Below are 16,867 nucleotides of genomic sequence, written 5' to 3' on the forward strand. Positions count from 1 at the left end.
TTATGAAAACGACCCGCAAGAAAACCCAGCCCTCACTGATGTCGGCGCTGCTAGAACGCCAGAAGCGCGCGCAGCCTTTGCCGACGCCGTTTGTCAGCGTGGTTTGCCCGACCTATAACCGCCGTGAGTTTCTCCCTTATCTGCTCTATATCTGGCAGTACCAGGACTACCCGGCGGATAAGCGCGAGCTGATTATCCTCGACGATTCACCGGTCAGTAACGCCGATCTGGTTGCCATGATGAGCGACTCTGTAACGCCGAATGTGCGCTATATCCATAGCCCAGAGCGATTGGTGCTGGGGCAAAAGCGCAACATGCTCAACGAACTGGCGACCGGTGAATACATCATCTGCTTTGATGATGATGACTACTACGCGCCGAATAAAATCTCCCATCAGGTGGCTGAGATGCAGGTGAACAACGCCCTGTTCTCCGGCAGCGACCAGATTTATATCTGGTATAGCCATCTGGATAAAATTTACCTGACCCATCCGTTTGGTGAGCGCCATGCGCTGAATGGGACTTTTGGCTATCACCGCAACCTGCTGAAAAAACATCGCTATGAAGACAGTGCGACAAAGGCGGAAGAAGTGGGATTCCTGAAGGATTTCACCACGCCGGTGCAGCAGATTGACCCGAAGCAGACCATTTTGTGCATTTCGCACAGCAGCAACACTTACGACAAAGATTTCATTCTCGACAGCTCCACGGCGGTGGATTTGACGCTGGAGGACTTCGTTAGCGATGCCAACCTGCTGGCGTACTATCGCCGCTTGAGCCATGCGCCGCTCAGCGTCCAGGTGAATTGGTCAGTATTTGAAAAAATCGCCGTCATTTATGACCCCCGGCGTGAAGAGTCGCTACCCGAGCGGTGCGAAGCGCTGCTGGCGCTGGGTGTGGAAGCCGGGCAAATCTGGCCGGTGGCCATCGCCCAGGCCGACTCCGCCCAAGCGGCGGAATTGCGTACGCATTCTCTGGTGGTGGAACAGGCCAAGGCGCAGGGCTGGAAGAACGTGCTGCTGCTCGATTCAACGCTGAGCTTTGTCAAAAAAGAGAACGTGGTCAACAACATCAACAAGCTACTCAACGGTCTGGATCAGGTTGGCTGGCAGATGTTGCTGTTAGGTGGACGCTATGAAAACTTTACGCCAACTCAGGCCCTACAAGGCGTAGCGCGTATTTATAACGCCGGATGTGCGTGTGCCTATGCGGTGAACGCCAGCTATTACGACGTGCTGCTGGATGCCTACCGGCAGGCCAGTGAACAGGACGTCAGCCTTGACCGCTGCTGGGCGGCACTGATGCGCCAAAGCGCGGCGCTGTGGTTGGGCTTTAGCCCGAGCTTTGCCTTCTTACAGCACTATCCTCACCCGACTAGCGGTGAACTTATCGACTGCACGCACTGGTTTTTCCGTCAACATCGTGAACCCGAGGCGGCTAAAGAGACTAAAAATGGAACTGATTGAACATTACCAACCTGAATTTGTTACTCGCTTCGATGCGCGTGAAACCCCGTGTACCTGCCCGGCGTGCCAGAGTGCAGAGCAAGCCTGGCCGCACATTAGCGTGAAGATGAAAAACCAGCAGCGTGAGAGCCTGGATATTGGCTGTGAAACGGCAGCCAAAGAGATGCTGTTCAACCCTGAGGCGTTCATTCTGCATATTGAGCAGGCCGCACCGCAGAGCGAAGAACTGCTGCCGGTCTGGAGCGAAGTGCTCAATCAGCAGTGCATTAATCTGGCGGTTCATCCGTCATTGCCGCTTGAGGTCAGCCTTTACGCCATCGGCATTCTGCTGAGCAAAGCACAACAGCATTGGGATAACGGTGAGACCGATCCTAATTTGCTGATCTCCATGACCGAACAGCTGGCCGCACTCGCCGAGCAGGGCGTTCTGGAACAACAGTTCGCCATGCTGCCGCCGATTGTTGAGAACCGTATTGCGGCATTAAAAGAGATGGGTGCGATGCGCCTGAACCTGAATTTGCCGATGGTGGAGAAAATGGGTCTGGCGTTGAAGCTGAGCGAGCTTTCAATCATGCAGGCGCCCCGCCTGGCAGAGCGCTTACAGACGCTGGAATCGGTGTGGTCCGGTATTGCACTGTTTAACGAACAGCCGCATACGCTGCGCAACATTCTGATTTATCAGCTGTATAGCGACATTTTTCCTGGCGTGAACTGCACCAACTACGGTGAGGCGCTGCTGGGTCTGACTCGCCAGTTCTTCCAGATCAAAATGCTGTGCGCGATTCGCGCTGAGCTGGGTGAATTAACCCAGGATGATGTGGCCATGTTGGTCAGCGCACTGCGCGGCTGGCAGCAGCAGAACCCGTTTGCTGCTGAGGCGGAGAATACGTCGGATTATAGCCTGCTGAGCGGGTTGTCGTTGCTGTAAGGGTTTAACCAGGATTCATGATGTTGCCAGGAGTTTGTGCGTGAAAATAAAGGTCGATTTTTTATTCCAGTGGGCACCCGGTTGGTCAAACTATGCCTCCGTACTGGCGGCATTGGAGCAGGATGATAATTTTATCTGCCGATTGGTGCTATTACCTTTCCACCATAGTGGCATCCTGGATCATGAAAATGCAGAGGCCAGGGCTTTCCTGGATGCTCAGGAAATATCCTGGGTCTGGCATGAAGATTATGACTATATCGCTGATAAGCCAGACATGGTGTTTATCCAGAACCCTTATGATTTCACGCGTCCCGAACGTTTTTCCTGCCGTGCCCTGAAAGCACAACATATTAAATATGCCTATATTCCCTACGGCCTGGACGTGGGTGAAGGGGAAACTAACCTGACTTTCCAGTACAACATGGAATGTCATAATTTTGCACAATGGATATTTGTACGCTCGGCACAGCATAAGCGTTTTTATAAACAATACTGTCAGGCGGGCAATAAGCATGTGCACGTGACAGGACACCCAAAATTTGATCGCGTGAGCCAGTGGGTAAATCCAGTTAAGGAAGAACGTAAAGTACTGCTATGGACACCGCATTTCCAGGAGGGGGATGCTAAGGGCTGGTCGACGTTTAACCTATACTGCGACACCATGTTGTATATTGCGCTGACCTATCCGGTGATGTTGATTGTTCGCCCGCACCCTCTGTTTATTGGGCGGCTGAAAGCCTTTGGTGGCACAGCGGTTGAGAAGTTTTCCCGTCTTATTGAGTATGCGAAAGCCAGTAACAATATTACGCTGGATTTTGACTCCTCTTATGATGAATCATTCACACGTGCCGACGCCCTGCTGACGGATGCAGGTTCATTCCTTTTGGAATATTTGCCCACGCAGAAACCGATTTTATACCTGACGCACGAAGGATGCTTTGGGTTGAATAAAAGTGCCAGTTTTGTGCACCAAAGCTATTACGTTGCGCACAGTGAGCAGGACATTGATAACTTCGTCCAGATGCTACTGGCTGGAGAGGACCCGAAAAAAAGTAAGCGCCTTGCTGCGTTGCGAGATAATTTCTATATTCCTCCGGTCAGCGCAGCACAAGAAATTCGCCAGATTCTTGTTAATCATTTTGCCGCTAAAATTGCCAAAAAGACTCGCCTGTTTGGCAATCAGGATGTGACGATTAACGAGAGTGCGGTATTGGATTTCTTCGAGTCCCGAGCTACGCAGAAAGAAAATAGCCACCCGCTGACTATGACGATGTATCAATCGGTTGAGCTCGCTACACAGCGCGATGTGCATGAGAAAGCCCTCATTACACCGAAATTACACCTATTTTCCGATGCTAACGTACTGGATATAGGTTGTGGTAACGGTCGCTGGTACGAAGCGTTGCAGCCCGAAGGCGTTCTCTATACTGGAATCGATTTCTCGCCAGCGTTAATCGCTATCGCAGAAGAAAAATATAGTCGGGATCCCCGTAGCGCATTCCATGTGAAAAATGCGTATGACCTGACACCCGAGTTGATGGCTTCATCAGGTCGTCCCTTTACTCATGTCATTATTTCTGGGGTGTTGTTGTATCTCAACAATGAAGAAGTTTTCACATTATTTAAGAAACTCGCTGCGATCATTGAACCAGGAACGGTTATCTTCATTCGAGAACCGTTGGCGATGGAACAACGTTTAACACTGAAATCGCATTGGTCAGAAGAATTGAAGGCACAATATAACGCGATTTATCGTACGGCGGATGAGTTACAGTCTTTTGTTGATGGCTGTAGCGATGTTCTGTCTTTGCAGTTACTTGAAATGGGCCCCATGTATCCGCAAGACTTCAATAATCGAAAAGAAACTCAGCAACATTATTTAATATATAAATCAAAATGACAGAAAGTATATTTTGCTTCGACCTTGATGGCACGCTTACCCGACGCGAACTATTGCCGCTGATTGCCAATGAGGTGGGGCTTGAGCATGAGTTCGATGTGCTGACGAAACTCACCATTGATGGCGCAATCAGTTTTGAAGAGTCACTGCGCTTGCGTTTTGCCATTCTTAAACATGTCCCTGTGAAAGTCGTACAGGATATTATTTGTGGTGCAGCGCTATTTGATAAGGCCGTTGATTTTATTACTTCGCATCGCGACCGTTGCTTTATTGTAACGGGAAATTTGGATGTGTGGATACAGCCATTAATGCAGAAAATCGGCTGCCGCTATTTTTCCTCCCGCGTACAGGAGCGTAATGGAACGCTCTTGTCTTTGGATTATATTCTCAGGAAATCTAGCGCTATTAATGCGTTACGTAAACAGCATGCAGATAGAAAGATTGTCGTTTTTGGCGATGGATTGAATGATTACCCCATGTTTGAAACTGCAGACCAGGCCGTTGCCATTGGATTAACTCACCAGCCGAGCCCAGCATTAATTGCGAAGTCGAATTTTATTATTTATGAAGAGGATGCGCTGTGTCGTCTGTTAAACACGCTGTAATTGCTGCAGCAGGAGTAGGCAGTCGGTTGGGATTAGGCAGGACAAAGTGCCTGCTCGAAATTAATCATAAACCGCTTATCGCCTATCTACTTAAGCTGCTGGAAGATGTCGAAGATGTTCGCATTGTCGTCGGCTTTCAGGAGCAAGAGGTGATGGAGACGGTACTTCGTTATCGTCGTGATGTCACTTTCGTCCGTAATCCTGAATACCTGTCCACCTCAACCCTGACCAGCTATTGGTTGGGCGGCCAGGGCATTAACGAAAACTGTCTATTTATGGATGCAGATATTATCTTCGACCCAGATAGTTTTATGCAGTTTAAGAACTTCTGCGCCGCTAGTCATCAGGACAATATTATCGGGATCACCAAAACAAAAACCCATGATGCCGTTTGTGTTTCACTGGATAATCATTGCGTCATCAACTTTAGCCGTGAGAATAAAACAGACTATGAATGGGCTAACCTGTGCTTTATTCATCCTGGATTACTGATATCAGCAGGTGATTCGGTTTTCCAGCAATTGACACAGTACCTTCCATTAACGGCCAGAGAAATTATTTCTTTTGAGATAGATACTAAGGGGGATATGGAACAAGCTATGCGATCAAGTATTGCACAAGATAGTTTCTACGCTGCGGGTTCCTAGCTCACTGCTTTTTAATCCAATTCATACGAATAAGCAGGTTTTAACCCTGCTTATTCATTTCCGTCCATTGACTTCCGTTTTTAATATTTCCCCATTTTGGTGCAATCCCATCCTCAAATTGATAGATAAGGGATAACACGAGATTTATGTTGTATGGAGTGACCCGGGTATGTTCCGTAACTAATGGCGAACAGGTTTCAATGAGGTTGAAACCGGAGTATTTACTGAATAATGCCAGGTGTGGTTCAACTTCGTTAACAAACTGTTGGTCCTGAGGGGAGGTAAACAAGTATATGTTTCTATTTGTTGTTTTGTCATGTTTTATTATTCCAGGAAGATAATGGTCGAGTATAAATACCTTTTCAGGGCTGGATTTCCCCATCATGTTGCGTCCGACAGGTTCCCAGTGACCGCTGGAAACATAACTTCCAATCCTAAATTGAGGCACGCATGAAATAATATTTTCGATTTTATGTTTGATGCCATAATAGAGTGATGCACTCCCGCCTTTGGATGCGCCTAATATTGAGGTGTATTTGGGTTTTACCGTATCGATAATGGCATCGATAAGCGTACTAACACCTTTCTCAATATCAAATTTCATATTATTACAAAGGTAGTAGGCTGGAAGACCATTGAAGTCATCTTTGATCCACACGATTGTGGAACGGCAATGCGCAAGCATATCAAAGTCATAAATTGTAGGGTCAGGAAGGTTAAAACCTGACATAACGATTAAAAGATGCTGGCAATCATACTTAGGCGTTTGCAGACGATAATGGATTTCCAGACCTGGCTGGGCTTTGAAAACACGCTCTATCATAACTGTATTTCTATCACGACGATGTTACCCCTGCTGATACAACCAGTTCTCAGGCTCGCTAATATTCATCATATTATTCAGAATGTCCTGCTGCATGCTCAGCAGCGCGCCGTTGTATTCGTTAGCGGTTTGGCAATCTAAAGCCTGCTGCTGCAGCCCTTGCCATAGTGCGGAAACCGACGCGCGATGGACTTCTGGCAGACGAGCGATAAGCGCCTGCATACCTTCAGTATTGGCATCGATACCCAGCTGATTCAGGATTTGGTAGCGCTGTTGGCTGCTTTGCGATAACAACTGGTACTGCGCCATAATCTGCACGTTGAGTGCGTCCAGCGCTACCGCATCGCGGGCAACGATATGATGGCGCTGTTTTTCGAGCAGCGTGGTCAGGACATGGTAGTGTTGACGATCTTCAGCCATGTCCTGAATCAGTGTTTTAACGCGCTGGGTGGCGTTAGTCATATATTACCTCTGGAAATACTTCTGCATCGCATCAGTTAGCGAGTCTATGTTTACGGCAATTTTGCCGCTGCTGATTGCATCTTTCATTTCGGCGACGCGCGCCATATCCACTTCCGGCAGCGTACTCAGCTGCGTTTGTGCATCACCCAGAACCGGGTCGATGGCGGCACTGCGCGTGATGCTGGTTCCTTCCTGCGCCACGGTGCGGGTTTGCTCCGCGCTGCTGGCTTTATTGATTGCCGTCGTCAGGTTGTACTGTGTAGGTGCTACTTTCATCGCTTTGCCCTCGTTCTCATATTTTGTTGTGGTTGCGTATGAACCTTGCCATGCGGAAGACCGACTTCCTATGCCCTTGTGAGTAAAGAGCGGCCAGGGAGAGGGGCAACTTAAACGGCGATGAAAGATTTTTACTGGCCACTGGCATACACCATGTTGACCACGCCGGTATCCGCGACGATAGCGCTCACGATGCGCCCGCTGCTCTCATTTTTCACTTTAATGATTTCGCCCTTACGCCCTTTCTTCATGGCTTCACCCATGGTGCGGGCCTCAACGCCGTTTTGCTCGGCAATCATCAGCACGCGCTGCCCACGATCGACCAGCGTTGGGGAGTCGAGCTGATTGGTGGTGATGGGCTGTCTGTCGCGGATGCGACGTTTTACCGTCATCCCCATCACATCATCCGGTTTGGTGATGTATTCGCCGCGGGTACTGCTGATGTTGATTTTCTTAATCGTAATGCTGCTGGCGGAAATGACCTGACCGCGTTCAAGCGTGTTATTGGCTACGACTACCGGCAGATAGATATCCGGTTTTACCGTCACCGAAATATCCCAACCGTTCGCGCCCTCGCAGCGGACATCAAAACGCAGTCGATTGATATCAAGGCGATCGCTGCCGGGAATCGATACGGCAGGCTCCTGGTGGCAGACAGCATACTGCGACGCCTCAGAAGGAATAAACAGATTCATCTTCGCCTGATAATCGGGCCACTGACGGCGTTTGGCTTCCTGGCGAATGATATCCGCCGCGTGTAGCTGAACCGCGACATGGATTTGCTTGCGGGCGTTGGCTGGGCTTGAGGTATTGGCGGACACCATCGCTGTGCCGCAAAGCGTAAGCAGGAAAAAGCCAAAGAGGAAGCGGAAATGCCGTTTCACCCTGGCATGAAGGAAATTCAAAAAATCGTTATTAATCATGTAATTAAAACCTTGGCATGAATATTGCTATAAGAATTCGCAGATCATGCAGGTTTAGCATCACGAGGGTGTGAATTGTGAGTATTACTTTTGACAAAGCATTGGGCGTTCATCCACAGGCTGTAGCACTTCGACTTTCCCGAGCAGAGTTGCTGTCAGCGAACCTGGCGAACGTAGATACCCCCAACTTCCAGGCTAAAGATATTGATTTTGCCTCCGAGATGCAACGTTCACGTTCGAGTTTTTCAATGGGAGCGATGCCGTCGGCACCGGAGGAAATGTATCGCGTGCCTTACCAACCTTCTTCGGACGGCAACACCGTTTCATTGAATGTTGAGCAGGCCGAGTTTGCGAAAAACACCCAGGACTATCAGATGAGCCTGGCATTTTTAAACATGAAGTTCACTGGTCTGAAACAGGCCATTGAAGGCAAGTAATCGACGTAGGTAACCACGGAATATGGCTTTTTCAGATATCTACCGCGTTTCAGGATCGGCGATGACGGCGCAAACCGTTCGTCTGAACACCATCGCCAGTAACCTCGCCAACGCGGAAACCGCTTCGGCAACGGAAACTGGCACCTATAAAGCCCGTCGTCCGGTATTTGCGGCGGTTTATAAGAACGATGAGTTGATGAATGACCGTGCCCTGACCGGCGCTCGCGTTCAGGTGATGGACGTGGTTGAGACCGGAAACGCGGTGCAGCGGTATGAACCGAACAACCCGATGGCCAGTGACGACGGCTACGTTTACTACCCGGATGTCAACGTGGTGGAAGAGATGGCGGACATGATGTCGGCCTCACGCGGTTTCGAAACCAACGTGGAAGTTCTTAACAGTATTAAAAGCATGCAGCAAAGCCTGCTGCGACTCGGAGAAGCGTAAGCATGAACGTAGATACCTCGTATACCGACAGCCGCAACGGTAGCTCAACCAGCGGTGTGGCGAGTAATAGCACGGCCTCTGGGATGAACACCATGTTTATGCAGCTGCTGGTCGCGCAGATCCAAAACCAGGATCCGCTGAACCCGACGGACGGTACGGAGTACGTGAGCCAGCTGGCACAGCTGACGCAGGTGCAGTCGATGGAAACCATGTCTCAGCTGATGGCCAACAGCTCCGTGCTGATGGACAACCTGCAAACGCTGACCACCGGCAATCTGGTTGGGCAGCACGTGATGGTGCAGGCCGATTCGATTCAAAGCGATGGCGAAACCTCGCTGGATGGGCGTCTTACTCTGGATCACGCCGCTAACGTGGTCACCGTGATCGTCAAAGACTCTGCGGGCGTTGAGCACAAAATTGAGTTGGGCAAACAGGAAGCGGGCCAGGTGGACTTCACCATTGACCCGGAAGAACTGGGCCTGAGTGAAGGGAAATATACCCTCAGCGTGGTGACCGACACCGGTGAAGAGAACGTGCCGATTGAAATGGGTGGCGTGGTCAGCAACGTGCGTATTCCGCTGGATGGCAGCTCTACCGTGCTGAATATCAACGGCCTGGGCGAAATCGCCTATAACAACATTACCCAGTTTGGCTCTGCCTCAAAGAACAAAGCCTGAAGTGAATCAGGTCTCTACATTTAACAGGAATGATTTATGAGTTTTAGTATTGCAACTTCCGGCCTGAACGCCGTGACCGAACAGCTGAACGCTATCTCTAACAACATTGCCAACTCCGGCACCGTCGGCTTTAAGTCTGGCCGCGCCGAGTTCTCCGCGCTGTACGCAGAAAGTCAGCCGCTGGGTGTGGGCGTGACCGGTATTACCCAGAGCATCACCAAAGGGGGAAGTATCGCTTCCACCGGTACCGCGCTGGATTTGGCGATTAACGGCAACGGCTTCTTTATGGTTCGCGACAGCGCTGGCACCACGGCTTATACCCGCGCGGGCTACTTCGGTACCGACAGCAACGGTAACCTGATCAACAACCAGGGCATGTATATGCAGGGCTATCCGGTGGATGCCAACGGTACGCTGCAGGTGGGTACCATCGGTAACCTGACCATCAGCAGCGGCTCTATTCCTGCAAAAGCGACCGAGAGCATCGACTTTACGGCGAACCTGGATGCGCGAGCGGAAGTGCCGGCGACGTCCCCGTTCGACCCGAAAGACAACACGACCTACAACAACTCCTACACCACCCAGGTTTATGATTCCCTGGGCCGTGAACACACCATGAACCAGTACTTTGTGAAAACCGGTGAGAATGAGTGGGAAGTTCACTACTACATGGATGACCAGCCAGTCACTGATGCCAATGGCGCGAATCAGGTGCAGAAAATGACTTTCAACAGTCAGGGCATTCTGACCGATCCAAGCGGCGCAGTTGATTTATCCGCCGCCATTCCAGGTGCGGATAATATTGATATCAAGCTGACCTACAACAACACCACCCAGTACGGTTCTGACTTCTCCGTCAGCAAAAACAAAGGCGATGGCTATGCTTCCGGCGAACGTACCGGCCAGGCCATCGACGAAGACGGCAGCGTCTATGCCACCTTCTCCAACGGCGAACGTCTGCTGCAGGGCCAACTGGTGCTGGCGAACTTCACTAACCCGAACGGCCTGCAGTCGCAGGACGGCACCACCTGGGCGCAAACCGCCAGCTCCGGTGCGCCGCTGACCGGGGCGCCGGGCACCGGCCTGCTGGGTTCTATCGTCTCTGGGGCGCTGGAGTCTTCGAACGTCGACCTGACCTCCGAGCTGGTTGGCCTGATGACCGCGCAGCGTAACTACCAGGCGAATACCAAAGTGATCAGCACCAATGACAGCATGATGAACGCGCTGTTCCAGGCCGTGTAATGGATCGTTTAATTTTTACCGCCGTCAGCGGTGCGTCGCGGAGCCTGTCTCAACAGGAGATCCACGCCAACAACCTGGCGAACGTCAACACCGAAGGTTTTCGCAGCGATCTCGACAATGCGCTGACCCAGCAGGTTAACGGGGAAGGCTATGCCTCCCGTTATCTGGCCGAGCCGACGCAGGGTGGCGTGAATATGGCACCCGGTGCGGTGAGGGAAACCGGGCGCGACCTGGATATCGCCGTCAAAGGCGATGGCCTGATTACGCTGCGCAGCGGCAATCGTGAGGTCTACACCCGAAATGGGCAGATTGATGTGAACGCTGAAGGTGAGCTGTCGGTGAACGGTCTGCCGCTCGAAGGTGATAACGGCCCAATCGTACTGCCGCCGTTCTCCTCTGTGGCGATTGGTGAAGACGGGGTCATCACCATTGTGCCTGACGACGGTGATATTGCCGCGCCGATGGACGTTGACCGCGTCAAGCTGGTGAACATTCCCGCCAATGAGCTACGTAAAAATGAAGCTGGCTATCTGGTGACCAACGCCGTGGTCAACCCACGTGATGAAGACGTCACGGTCGCGGCCGGGCATCTGGAGTCGGCCAACGTGTCGGCTATCAATGAGATGGTCTCCAGCATTGCGTTAAACCGCCAGTTCGAAGCACAAATCAAGATGATGAAAGCGGCGGAAGACCTTGCTACCGCCGGTAACCGCTTGATTCGCGGCTCCTGATAATACGATTAAGGAACACAGATGAATCCCGCTTTATGGATCAGTAAAACTGGCTTAGCGGCGCAGGACGCCAAAATGACCGCCATTTCCAACAACCTGGCGAACGTTAACACCACCAGTTTTAAACGTGACCGCGCCATGTTCGCCGATCTGTTCTATCAGAATCAGCGCACGCCGGGCGGCCAGCTTGACCAGAACAACGTCTCGCCAACCGGTATTCAGTATGGTACCGGCGTGAAGATTGTCGGCACCCAGAAAGAGTTCACCGTCGGCAGCATCCAGAACACTGGGCAGAGCCTGGACGTGGCGATCTCCGGCCAGGGCTTCTTCCAGGTGGAAACCGCCACCGGCGATATCGCCTATACCCGTGCGGGTAACCTGCAGAAAACCCCGGAAGGCGTGCTCACCAATGCGCAGGGCCTGCCGTTGATCCCACAGATTGAGCTGCCGGACAACGTCAAAGATATCCAGATTGGTAAAGACGGCACCATCACCGCCACCGTGGCAGGTGAGGCGGATGCGGTTGAGCTGGGTCAGCTGACGCTGGTGAACTTCGTCAATCCGGCCGGTCTGGAAGCCATCGGTGGCAACCTGTATCTCGAAACTGCGGCCAGCGGTGAAGCGGTAGAGGGTGTTCCGGGTGAAGAGGCATTTGGCCAGCTGGAGCAGGGTTCTCTGGAAGGATCCAACGTGCAGGTTGTTGAAGAGATGGTCGATATGATCACCGTTCAACGTGCCTATGAAATGAACGCCAAAATGGTTTCTGCCGCAGACGACATGCTGAAGTTTGTCACGCAGTCGATGTAATGGCAGGGCAGTAAAGTGAAAGCGATGAAAAAGCAGGTAGCAATGGGTTTGCTCGTGCTGGCACTGGCGGGCTGTGAAAGCCCGGCACTGCTGGTGCAAAAGGACGACGCGGCGTACGCGCCGCCGGAAGATTTTTCCATGCCTGACACCAAGGTGCGCGGCGGTGGGGTCTACAACAGCGGCTATAACTGGTCGCTGATCCAGGACCGACGCGCCTACCGTATCGGTGACATCCTGACGGTGAAGCTGGATGAATCGACGCAGGCAAGTAAGCAGGCGCGGACAAACTTCGGCAAGAAGAACGATGTGTCGATGGGCATCCCGGAGGCCTTCGGCCACTCGGTCGACAAGCTCTCGGGCACGGTCGATGGTAGCCGCAACTTCAACGGCAGTGCCACGTCGCAGCAGCAAAACAGCCTACGAGGCGCTATCACCGTGGCGGTTTATAAAGTGCTGCCTAATGGCGTGCTGGCGATCCGCGGCGAAAAATGGCTCACCCTCAATCAGGGCGATGAGTATATGCGCGTGACGGGGTTGGTACGTGCCGACGATATCGAGCGCGATAACTCCATTTCGTCGCAGCGTATTGCTAACGCCCGCATCTCTTATGCCGGTCGCGGTGCGCTGAGCGATGCGAATGCCGCCGGTTGGCTGGTGCGCTTCTTTAACCATCCGCTGTTCCCAATCTGACGGAGGCCAAGATGTTTAAACCTATTCTGTTGCTGCTGAGCCTCTTTTGCGCCACCGCGATTGCGCAGCCATTACGTGACGTGGTGGATATTCAGGGTGTTCGTGGTAACCAACTTATCGGCTATAGCCTGGTCGTCGGCCTTGACGGTACCGGCGATAAAAATCAGGTGAAATTCACCAGCCAGTCGGTCACCAATATGCTGCGCCAGTTCGGCGTACAGCTGCCGGCAAAAATTGACCCGAAAGTGAAGAACGTGGCCGCCGTGGCCATCAGTGCGACGCTGCCGCCGGGCTACTCGCTCGGTCAGAGCATTGACGTCACCGTGTCTTCTATTGGTGATGCGAAAAGCCTGCGCGGCGGTACGTTGCTGCTGACCCAGCTGCGCGGCGCCGACGGCGAAGTTTACGCGTTAGCGCAGGGCAACGTGGTGGTTGGCGGCGTGAAGGCCGAAGGCAACAGCGGCTCTAGCGTGACGATCAATACGCCAACCGTCGGCCGTGTGCCAAACGGTGGCTCGGTTGAACGCGAGATTGCCAGCGATTTCCAGCAAGAGCCAATGGTGATGCTGAATATCAAGCGTCCGAGCTTTAAAACCGCCAACAGCGTGGCGCTGGCGCTGAACAATGCGTTTGGCGCAGGCACGGCAACGGCACAGAGCGCAACCAACGTGGCGGTGCGCGCGCCAATGGGCGCCGGTGCCCGCGTGGCCTTTATGTCGGCGCTGGAAGATGTTCAGGTGAATGCCGCCAAACAACCGCCGCGCGTGGTGTTTAACGCGCGCACCGGTACCGTGGTGATCGGTGATGGCGTGATTGTCCGCGCCGCCGCGGTTTCGCATGGCAATCTGACCGTGACTATTCGTGAATCCTCCAACGTCAGCCAGCCGAATGCCTTCGGTCAGGGCCAGACGGTGGTGACGCCTGAGAGTGACGTCAGCGTCAATCGTGGTCGTGGACAAATGGTGACCATTGCCGCCGGGACCAGCCTGCGCAGTATCGTGAATACGCTTAACAGCCTGGGCGCCGCGCCGGACGACACCATGGCTATCCTGCAGGCGCTGCATGAAGCGGGCGCACTCGATGCTGAACTGGTGGTGATGTAATGCTAAACGCCATTAACCGCCAAACGTCCGTGCTGCCCGGCGATATCACCGGTCAGGTCAAAGCGCAAAACCTGGAGCAGGCTGCCGAGCAGTTTGAAGCGCTGATGCTGCGTTCCATGCTTTCGCAAATGCGTAAAGCCGCTGATGTGCTGGGGGAAGATAATCCTTTCAACAGCAAACAGCAGCGAATGATGCGTGATTTCTATGATGACAAGATGGCGTCGCAGCTGGCCTCCCAGCGCAGCACCGGCATTACCCAGATGATCATCAATCAGCTGTCACCTCAGGTGGCGACGCCACTTAAGAATGAGGCGGATGCGGCCGCTTTACAGGGACAACCGCAAGAACTTAAAACGCCCGTCGTTCCCGTGACCCGTAGGGCAGGAGTAAGCCATGAGTATGATTAATATTGCCTTCAGTGGTCTGCAGGCCGCCCAGTTGGGCATGAACGTGACGTCGATGAATACCGCCAACTACCTGACCTCTGGCTATAGTCGTCAGGGCATTATCCAAAGCGCGGTGGGGCCGATGGGTGAAGCGGGGATCTCCCCCGGCAGCGGCGTACAGGTCGATAGTATTCGCCGTATCTCCAGCCAGTATCTGGTCAATCAGGTCTGGCAGACCAACAGCAAGTCGAACTATTACAGCATGGGCAACCAGTATCTCAGCTCGCTGGAGAAGGTGATTGGCACTGACTCAACCAGCCTGGGTAACGGTCTGGATGATTTTGTCAGCGCGATGAGCGCCCTGACGCAGCAGCCTGAATCGCCGGCGCTGCGCCAGCAGTTGTTGAATCAGGCCAACACGTTGGCTACCCGCTTCAACAGCATGAACGACTTTATCTCGAGCCAGAAAGATTCCATTACGACCCAGCGTGGGGCGATGGTCGATCAGATCAACACCCTGAGCGGCGGGATTGCCGACTACAACAAGAAAATTGTTGAGATGGAAGCCACCGGCGGCAACGCCAGCGTGCTGCGCGATCAGCGCGATGAGCTGGTGAAGCAGCTGAGTTCGATGGCCGATGTGAAGATCAGTGATGACAGCAGCGGTTATACCGTATCGCTGAGCAACGGCCAGCCGCTGGTGAGCGGTAAAACCGCCGGGCAGCTGAGTACCGGGACCGACGGAAACGGTAATTCGACGCTGACCCTGAAGTTCTCAACCAGCGAGTTTTCCCTGAACCCGTCAGCGGGCGGGCAATTGGGCGCGCTGTACGATTATGAGACTGGTACCCTGAAGCAGATGAGCGACTCGGTGCAGGGCATGGCCGAAGCGGTGGCGAATCTGTTTAACGATCAGCTGGCAAAAGGCTACGACCTGAATGGTAACGCCGGGAAACCGCTGTTCAACTTCGACCTGTCTAACCCGGCCGGCATGCTGCAGGTTAACGACCTTACACCCGAGGAGCTCGCGCTGTCGGGCGATCCGAATGAGCCGGGCAATGGCGATAACCTCAAAGCGCTGATCGAACTGAAGAACCAGAAAACGAATATCCCGGGCTTGGGCAATATGAGCCTTAACGAAGGTGCCGCGGCGATTATCTCAACGATTGGTATTGCCAGTAAGCAGAGCAAGACCGAAATGGAAGCGGCGGTGGCGGTGAGTGAACAGGCGCAGAACCAGCGCGATAACCTGAGCGCAGTCAACCAGGATGAAGAGGCAATCAATCTGCAAGTGTATATGCAGGCCTATACCTCCAACATGAAGGTTATCGCTGCTGGTAATCAGATTTTCAACGATCTTCTCAGCATCTTTTAAGTGCTATTAGGGACATTAACGTATGCGTATTAGCAGCCTTTACAATTCGAACGCGATGCTCTCACAGCTAGGCACCAACGGTACGCGCATGGCAAAACTGATGGAACAGCTGTCGACGCAAAAGCGCGTCAACGTGCCATCGGACGATCCGGTTGCGGCGAGTCGCCTGGTGCAGCTTAACCGCGAACAGTCGGCTATTAAGCAGTACCAAAGTAACATCACCAGCCTCACCGGTGCGCTTTCTGTGCAGGAATCGCACATTACCGCGCTCAGCAACCAGGTGCTGTCGGTGAGTGACAAACTTAAGCTGGCAAACAACAGTACGCTCAGTGAGAAGGATCAGGCGGGCTACGGTGCAGAACTGGCTTCTATGCTGGATTCACTGGTTGCGACCATGAACAGCAAAAATGAAAACGGCAGCTATATGTTTTCAGGGACGCAAACCAACAGCAAAACGGTGACCTATGATGAGGCTACCGGCCAGTACGTGTTTGGCGGCAACAACAACACACGTGAGACCATCGTTGCTAACGGTGTTTCTATCACCGAAAACACCAACGTTTCGGGTGCGTTCTCCAGTTCTGGCAACGATCTTGAAATGCTGAATAAATTGAAAGAACTCAGCGACAAGATGCAGGATCCTAACGTCGATTATGCCGACTATAAGGATGAGTTGAGCGCGATGATCGACACCACGCAGAACACCAGCGACAACCTGGGGACACTGTTTACCGATCTCGGTGGCCGTCAGAATCGCCTGACGCTAATTAGCGATGCGCATACCGATATCAGCTTGTCGAACTCACTGGTAGAGAACGATCTCAACGCGGCGGATCCTGAAACCACCACTATCAATCTGCAGCTGTATATGACCTCCATGCAAATCACCAATAAGTCCTACAGCATGATCAGTCAGCTCAACCTCTTCAGTATGTTGTAAT

At 52.6% G+C, this 16,867-nt stretch carries 20 protein-coding genes; 16 read left to right on the top strand and 4 right to left on the bottom strand.

Annotated elements, in window-relative coordinates; translation table 11 throughout:
* Nucleotides 1–2 precede the first annotated feature (2 nt).
* From KP80_RS18210 to KP80_RS18230, 5 genes are read left to right on the top strand one after another with little or no spacing between them, the layout of a single operon-like run.
* Nucleotides 3–1,466, top strand: coding sequence for a glycosyltransferase family 2 protein (locus tag KP80_RS18210; RefSeq protein ID WP_197276171.1), 1,464 nt, complete (start codon nucleotides 3–5; stop codon nucleotides 1,464–1,466).
* Complete coding sequence (locus KP80_RS18215; RefSeq protein ID WP_052285040.1) at nucleotides 1,453–2,394, top strand: hypothetical protein; 942 nt, start codon at nucleotides 1,453–1,455, stop codon at nucleotides 2,392–2,394. Before KP80_RS18210 ends, KP80_RS18215 begins: the two co-directional genes overlap by 14 nt.
* 40 nt (nucleotides 2,395–2,434) lie before the next feature.
* Entirely contained in the window at nucleotides 2,435–4,294 is a 1,860-nt protein-coding gene (locus KP80_RS18220; RefSeq protein ID WP_052285041.1) for a methyltransferase domain-containing protein, read from the top strand.
* Nucleotides 4,291–4,899, top strand: a complete 609-nt coding sequence (locus KP80_RS18225) for an HAD family hydrolase (RefSeq protein WP_052285042.1) — start codon at nucleotides 4,291–4,293, stop codon at nucleotides 4,897–4,899. The genes KP80_RS18220 and KP80_RS18225 overlap by 4 nt, the downstream gene beginning before the upstream one ends.
* Entirely contained in the window at nucleotides 4,875–5,546 is a 672-nt protein-coding gene (locus tag KP80_RS18230) for an NTP transferase domain-containing protein (RefSeq protein WP_072129161.1), read from the top strand. Before KP80_RS18225 ends, KP80_RS18230 begins: the two co-directional genes overlap by 25 nt.
* Nucleotides 5,547–5,586: 40 nt before the next feature.
* Here the strand turns inward: KP80_RS18230 and KP80_RS18235 are convergent, their stop codons facing one another.
* From KP80_RS18235 to flgA, 4 genes are all read right to left on the bottom strand, one after another.
* Nucleotides 5,587–6,369 carry a hypothetical protein gene (locus tag KP80_RS18235; protein WP_052285044.1) on the bottom strand — a complete coding sequence of 261 codons (783 nt, stop codon included), beginning with the start codon at nucleotides 6,367–6,369 and terminating at the stop codon, nucleotides 5,587–5,589.
* Nucleotides 6,370–6,393: 24 nt separating this feature from the next.
* Nucleotides 6,394–6,831 (bottom strand): flagellar protein FlgN, encoded by a 438-nt coding sequence (locus tag KP80_RS18240; protein WP_052285045.1) that lies wholly within the window; start codon nucleotides 6,829–6,831, stop codon nucleotides 6,394–6,396.
* A gap of 3 nt (nucleotides 6,832–6,834) precedes the next feature.
* Nucleotides 6,835–7,107 (bottom strand): flagellar biosynthesis anti-sigma factor FlgM, encoded by a 273-nt coding sequence (gene flgM / locus KP80_RS18245; protein WP_052285046.1) that lies wholly within the window; start codon nucleotides 7,105–7,107, stop codon nucleotides 6,835–6,837.
* Between the two features lie 131 nt (nucleotides 7,108–7,238).
* Entirely contained in the window at nucleotides 7,239–8,030 is a 792-nt protein-coding gene (flgA, locus tag KP80_RS18250) for a flagellar basal body P-ring formation chaperone FlgA (protein WP_072129162.1), read from the bottom strand.
* 77 nt (nucleotides 8,031–8,107) lie between these two features.
* Between flgA and flgB the strand changes: the two genes are divergently transcribed.
* Genes flgB through flgL form a run of 11 tightly spaced genes read left to right on the top strand, consistent with a single transcriptional unit; the run spans nucleotide 8,108 to nucleotide 16,866 of the window.
* A complete protein-coding gene (gene flgB / locus KP80_RS18255) occupies nucleotides 8,108–8,467 on the top strand; it encodes a flagellar basal body rod protein FlgB (RefSeq protein ID WP_052285047.1) in 360 nt (119 codons plus the stop codon).
* 22 nt (nucleotides 8,468–8,489) lie between these two features.
* Complete coding sequence (flgC, locus tag KP80_RS18260) at nucleotides 8,490–8,915, top strand: flagellar basal body rod protein FlgC (RefSeq protein WP_052285048.1); 426 nt, start codon at nucleotides 8,490–8,492, stop codon at nucleotides 8,913–8,915.
* A gap of 2 nt (nucleotides 8,916–8,917) precedes the next feature.
* On the top strand, nucleotides 8,918–9,592 hold the full coding sequence (gene flgD / locus KP80_RS18265; RefSeq protein ID WP_052285049.1) for a flagellar hook assembly protein FlgD: 675 nt from the start codon (nucleotides 8,918–8,920) through the stop codon (nucleotides 9,590–9,592).
* Nucleotides 9,593–9,628: 36 nt separating this feature from the next.
* Nucleotides 9,629–10,834: a flagellar hook protein FlgE gene (flgE, locus tag KP80_RS18270; RefSeq protein ID WP_052285050.1), complete on the top strand. Its 1,206-nt coding sequence runs from the start codon at nucleotides 9,629–9,631 to the stop codon at nucleotides 10,832–10,834.
* Nucleotides 10,834–11,565 carry a flagellar basal body rod protein FlgF gene (locus tag KP80_RS18275; RefSeq protein WP_052285051.1) on the top strand — a complete coding sequence of 244 codons (732 nt, stop codon included), beginning with the start codon at nucleotides 10,834–10,836 and terminating at the stop codon, nucleotides 11,563–11,565. The genes flgE and KP80_RS18275 overlap by 1 nt, the downstream gene beginning before the upstream one ends.
* Nucleotides 11,566–11,586: 21 nt before the next feature.
* The gene (gene flgG, locus KP80_RS18280; RefSeq protein WP_052285052.1) at nucleotides 11,587–12,372 is read left to right on the top strand and encodes a flagellar basal-body rod protein FlgG; all 786 of its coding nucleotides are present in this window, start codon (nucleotides 11,587–11,589) and stop codon (nucleotides 12,370–12,372) included.
* A 24-nt stretch (nucleotides 12,373–12,396) separates the two neighbouring features.
* Complete coding sequence (flgH, locus tag KP80_RS18285) at nucleotides 12,397–13,062, top strand: flagellar basal body L-ring protein FlgH (RefSeq protein WP_052285083.1); 666 nt, start codon at nucleotides 12,397–12,399, stop codon at nucleotides 13,060–13,062.
* Between the two features lie 11 nt (nucleotides 13,063–13,073).
* Complete coding sequence (locus KP80_RS18290; protein ID WP_052285053.1) at nucleotides 13,074–14,165, top strand: flagellar basal body P-ring protein FlgI; 1,092 nt, start codon at nucleotides 13,074–13,076, stop codon at nucleotides 14,163–14,165.
* Nucleotides 14,165–14,572 (top strand): rod-binding protein, encoded by a 408-nt coding sequence (locus KP80_RS18295; RefSeq protein ID WP_052285054.1) that lies wholly within the window; start codon nucleotides 14,165–14,167, stop codon nucleotides 14,570–14,572. Before KP80_RS18290 ends, KP80_RS18295 begins: the two co-directional genes overlap by 1 nt.
* The gene (gene flgK / locus KP80_RS18300; protein ID WP_052285055.1) at nucleotides 14,559–15,926 is read left to right on the top strand and encodes a flagellar hook-associated protein FlgK; all 1,368 of its coding nucleotides are present in this window, start codon (nucleotides 14,559–14,561) and stop codon (nucleotides 15,924–15,926) included. The genes KP80_RS18295 and flgK overlap by 14 nt, the downstream gene beginning before the upstream one ends.
* A gap of 22 nt (nucleotides 15,927–15,948) precedes the next feature.
* Nucleotides 15,949–16,866 carry a flagellar hook-associated protein FlgL gene (gene flgL, locus KP80_RS18305; RefSeq protein ID WP_072129163.1) on the top strand — a complete coding sequence of 306 codons (918 nt, stop codon included), beginning with the start codon at nucleotides 15,949–15,951 and terminating at the stop codon, nucleotides 16,864–16,866.
* The last annotated feature ends 1 nt before the right edge of the window (nucleotide 16,867 follow it).

It is taken from the genome of Kluyvera genomosp. 1, from assembly GCF_001266615.1.
Lineage (GTDB): Bacteria > Pseudomonadota > Gammaproteobacteria > Enterobacterales > Enterobacteriaceae > Kluyvera > Kluyvera cryocrescens_A.

Excerpts from the sequence above, each read along its gene's own strand:
- flgG (WP_052285052.1), top strand. The coding sequence starts at position 11,587 with ATGAATCCCGCTTTATGGATCAGTAAAACTGGCTTAGCGGCGCAGGAC.
- KP80_RS18210 (WP_197276171.1), top strand. The coding sequence starts at position 3 with ATGAAAACGACCCGCAAGAAAACCCAGCCCTCACTGATGTCGGCGCTG.
- KP80_RS18290 (WP_052285053.1), top strand. The coding sequence starts at position 13,074 with ATGTTTAAACCTATTCTGTTGCTGCTGAGCCTCTTTTGCGCCACCGCG.
- flgL (WP_072129163.1), top strand. The coding sequence starts at position 15,949 with ATGCGTATTAGCAGCCTTTACAATTCGAACGCGATGCTCTCACAGCTA.
- flgH (WP_052285083.1), top strand. The coding sequence starts at position 12,397 with ATGAAAAAGCAGGTAGCAATGGGTTTGCTCGTGCTGGCACTGGCGGGC.
- KP80_RS18215 (WP_052285040.1), top strand. The coding sequence starts at position 1,453 with ATGGAACTGATTGAACATTACCAACCTGAATTTGTTACTCGCTTCGAT.
- KP80_RS18225 (WP_052285042.1), top strand. The coding sequence starts at position 4,291 with ATGACAGAAAGTATATTTTGCTTCGACCTTGATGGCACGCTTACCCGA.
- flgA (WP_072129162.1), bottom strand. The coding sequence starts at position 8,030 with ATGATTAATAACGATTTTTTGAATTTCCTTCATGCCAGGGTGAAACGG.
- flgE (WP_052285050.1), top strand. The coding sequence starts at position 9,629 with ATGAGTTTTAGTATTGCAACTTCCGGCCTGAACGCCGTGACCGAACAG.
- KP80_RS18235 (WP_052285044.1), bottom strand. The coding sequence starts at position 6,369 with ATGATAGAGCGTGTTTTCAAAGCCCAGCCAGGTCTGGAAATCCATTAT.
- KP80_RS18240 (WP_052285045.1), bottom strand. The coding sequence starts at position 6,831 with ATGACTAACGCCACCCAGCGCGTTAAAACACTGATTCAGGACATGGCT.
- flgD (WP_052285049.1), top strand. The coding sequence starts at position 8,918 with ATGAACGTAGATACCTCGTATACCGACAGCCGCAACGGTAGCTCAACC.
- flgC (WP_052285048.1), top strand. The coding sequence starts at position 8,490 with ATGGCTTTTTCAGATATCTACCGCGTTTCAGGATCGGCGATGACGGCG.
- flgM (WP_052285046.1), bottom strand. The coding sequence starts at position 7,107 with ATGAAAGTAGCACCTACACAGTACAACCTGACGACGGCAATCAATAAA.
- KP80_RS18295 (WP_052285054.1), top strand. The coding sequence starts at position 14,165 with ATGCTAAACGCCATTAACCGCCAAACGTCCGTGCTGCCCGGCGATATC.
- KP80_RS18275 (WP_052285051.1), top strand. The coding sequence starts at position 10,834 with ATGGATCGTTTAATTTTTACCGCCGTCAGCGGTGCGTCGCGGAGCCTG.
- flgK (WP_052285055.1), top strand. The coding sequence starts at position 14,559 with ATGAGTATGATTAATATTGCCTTCAGTGGTCTGCAGGCCGCCCAGTTG.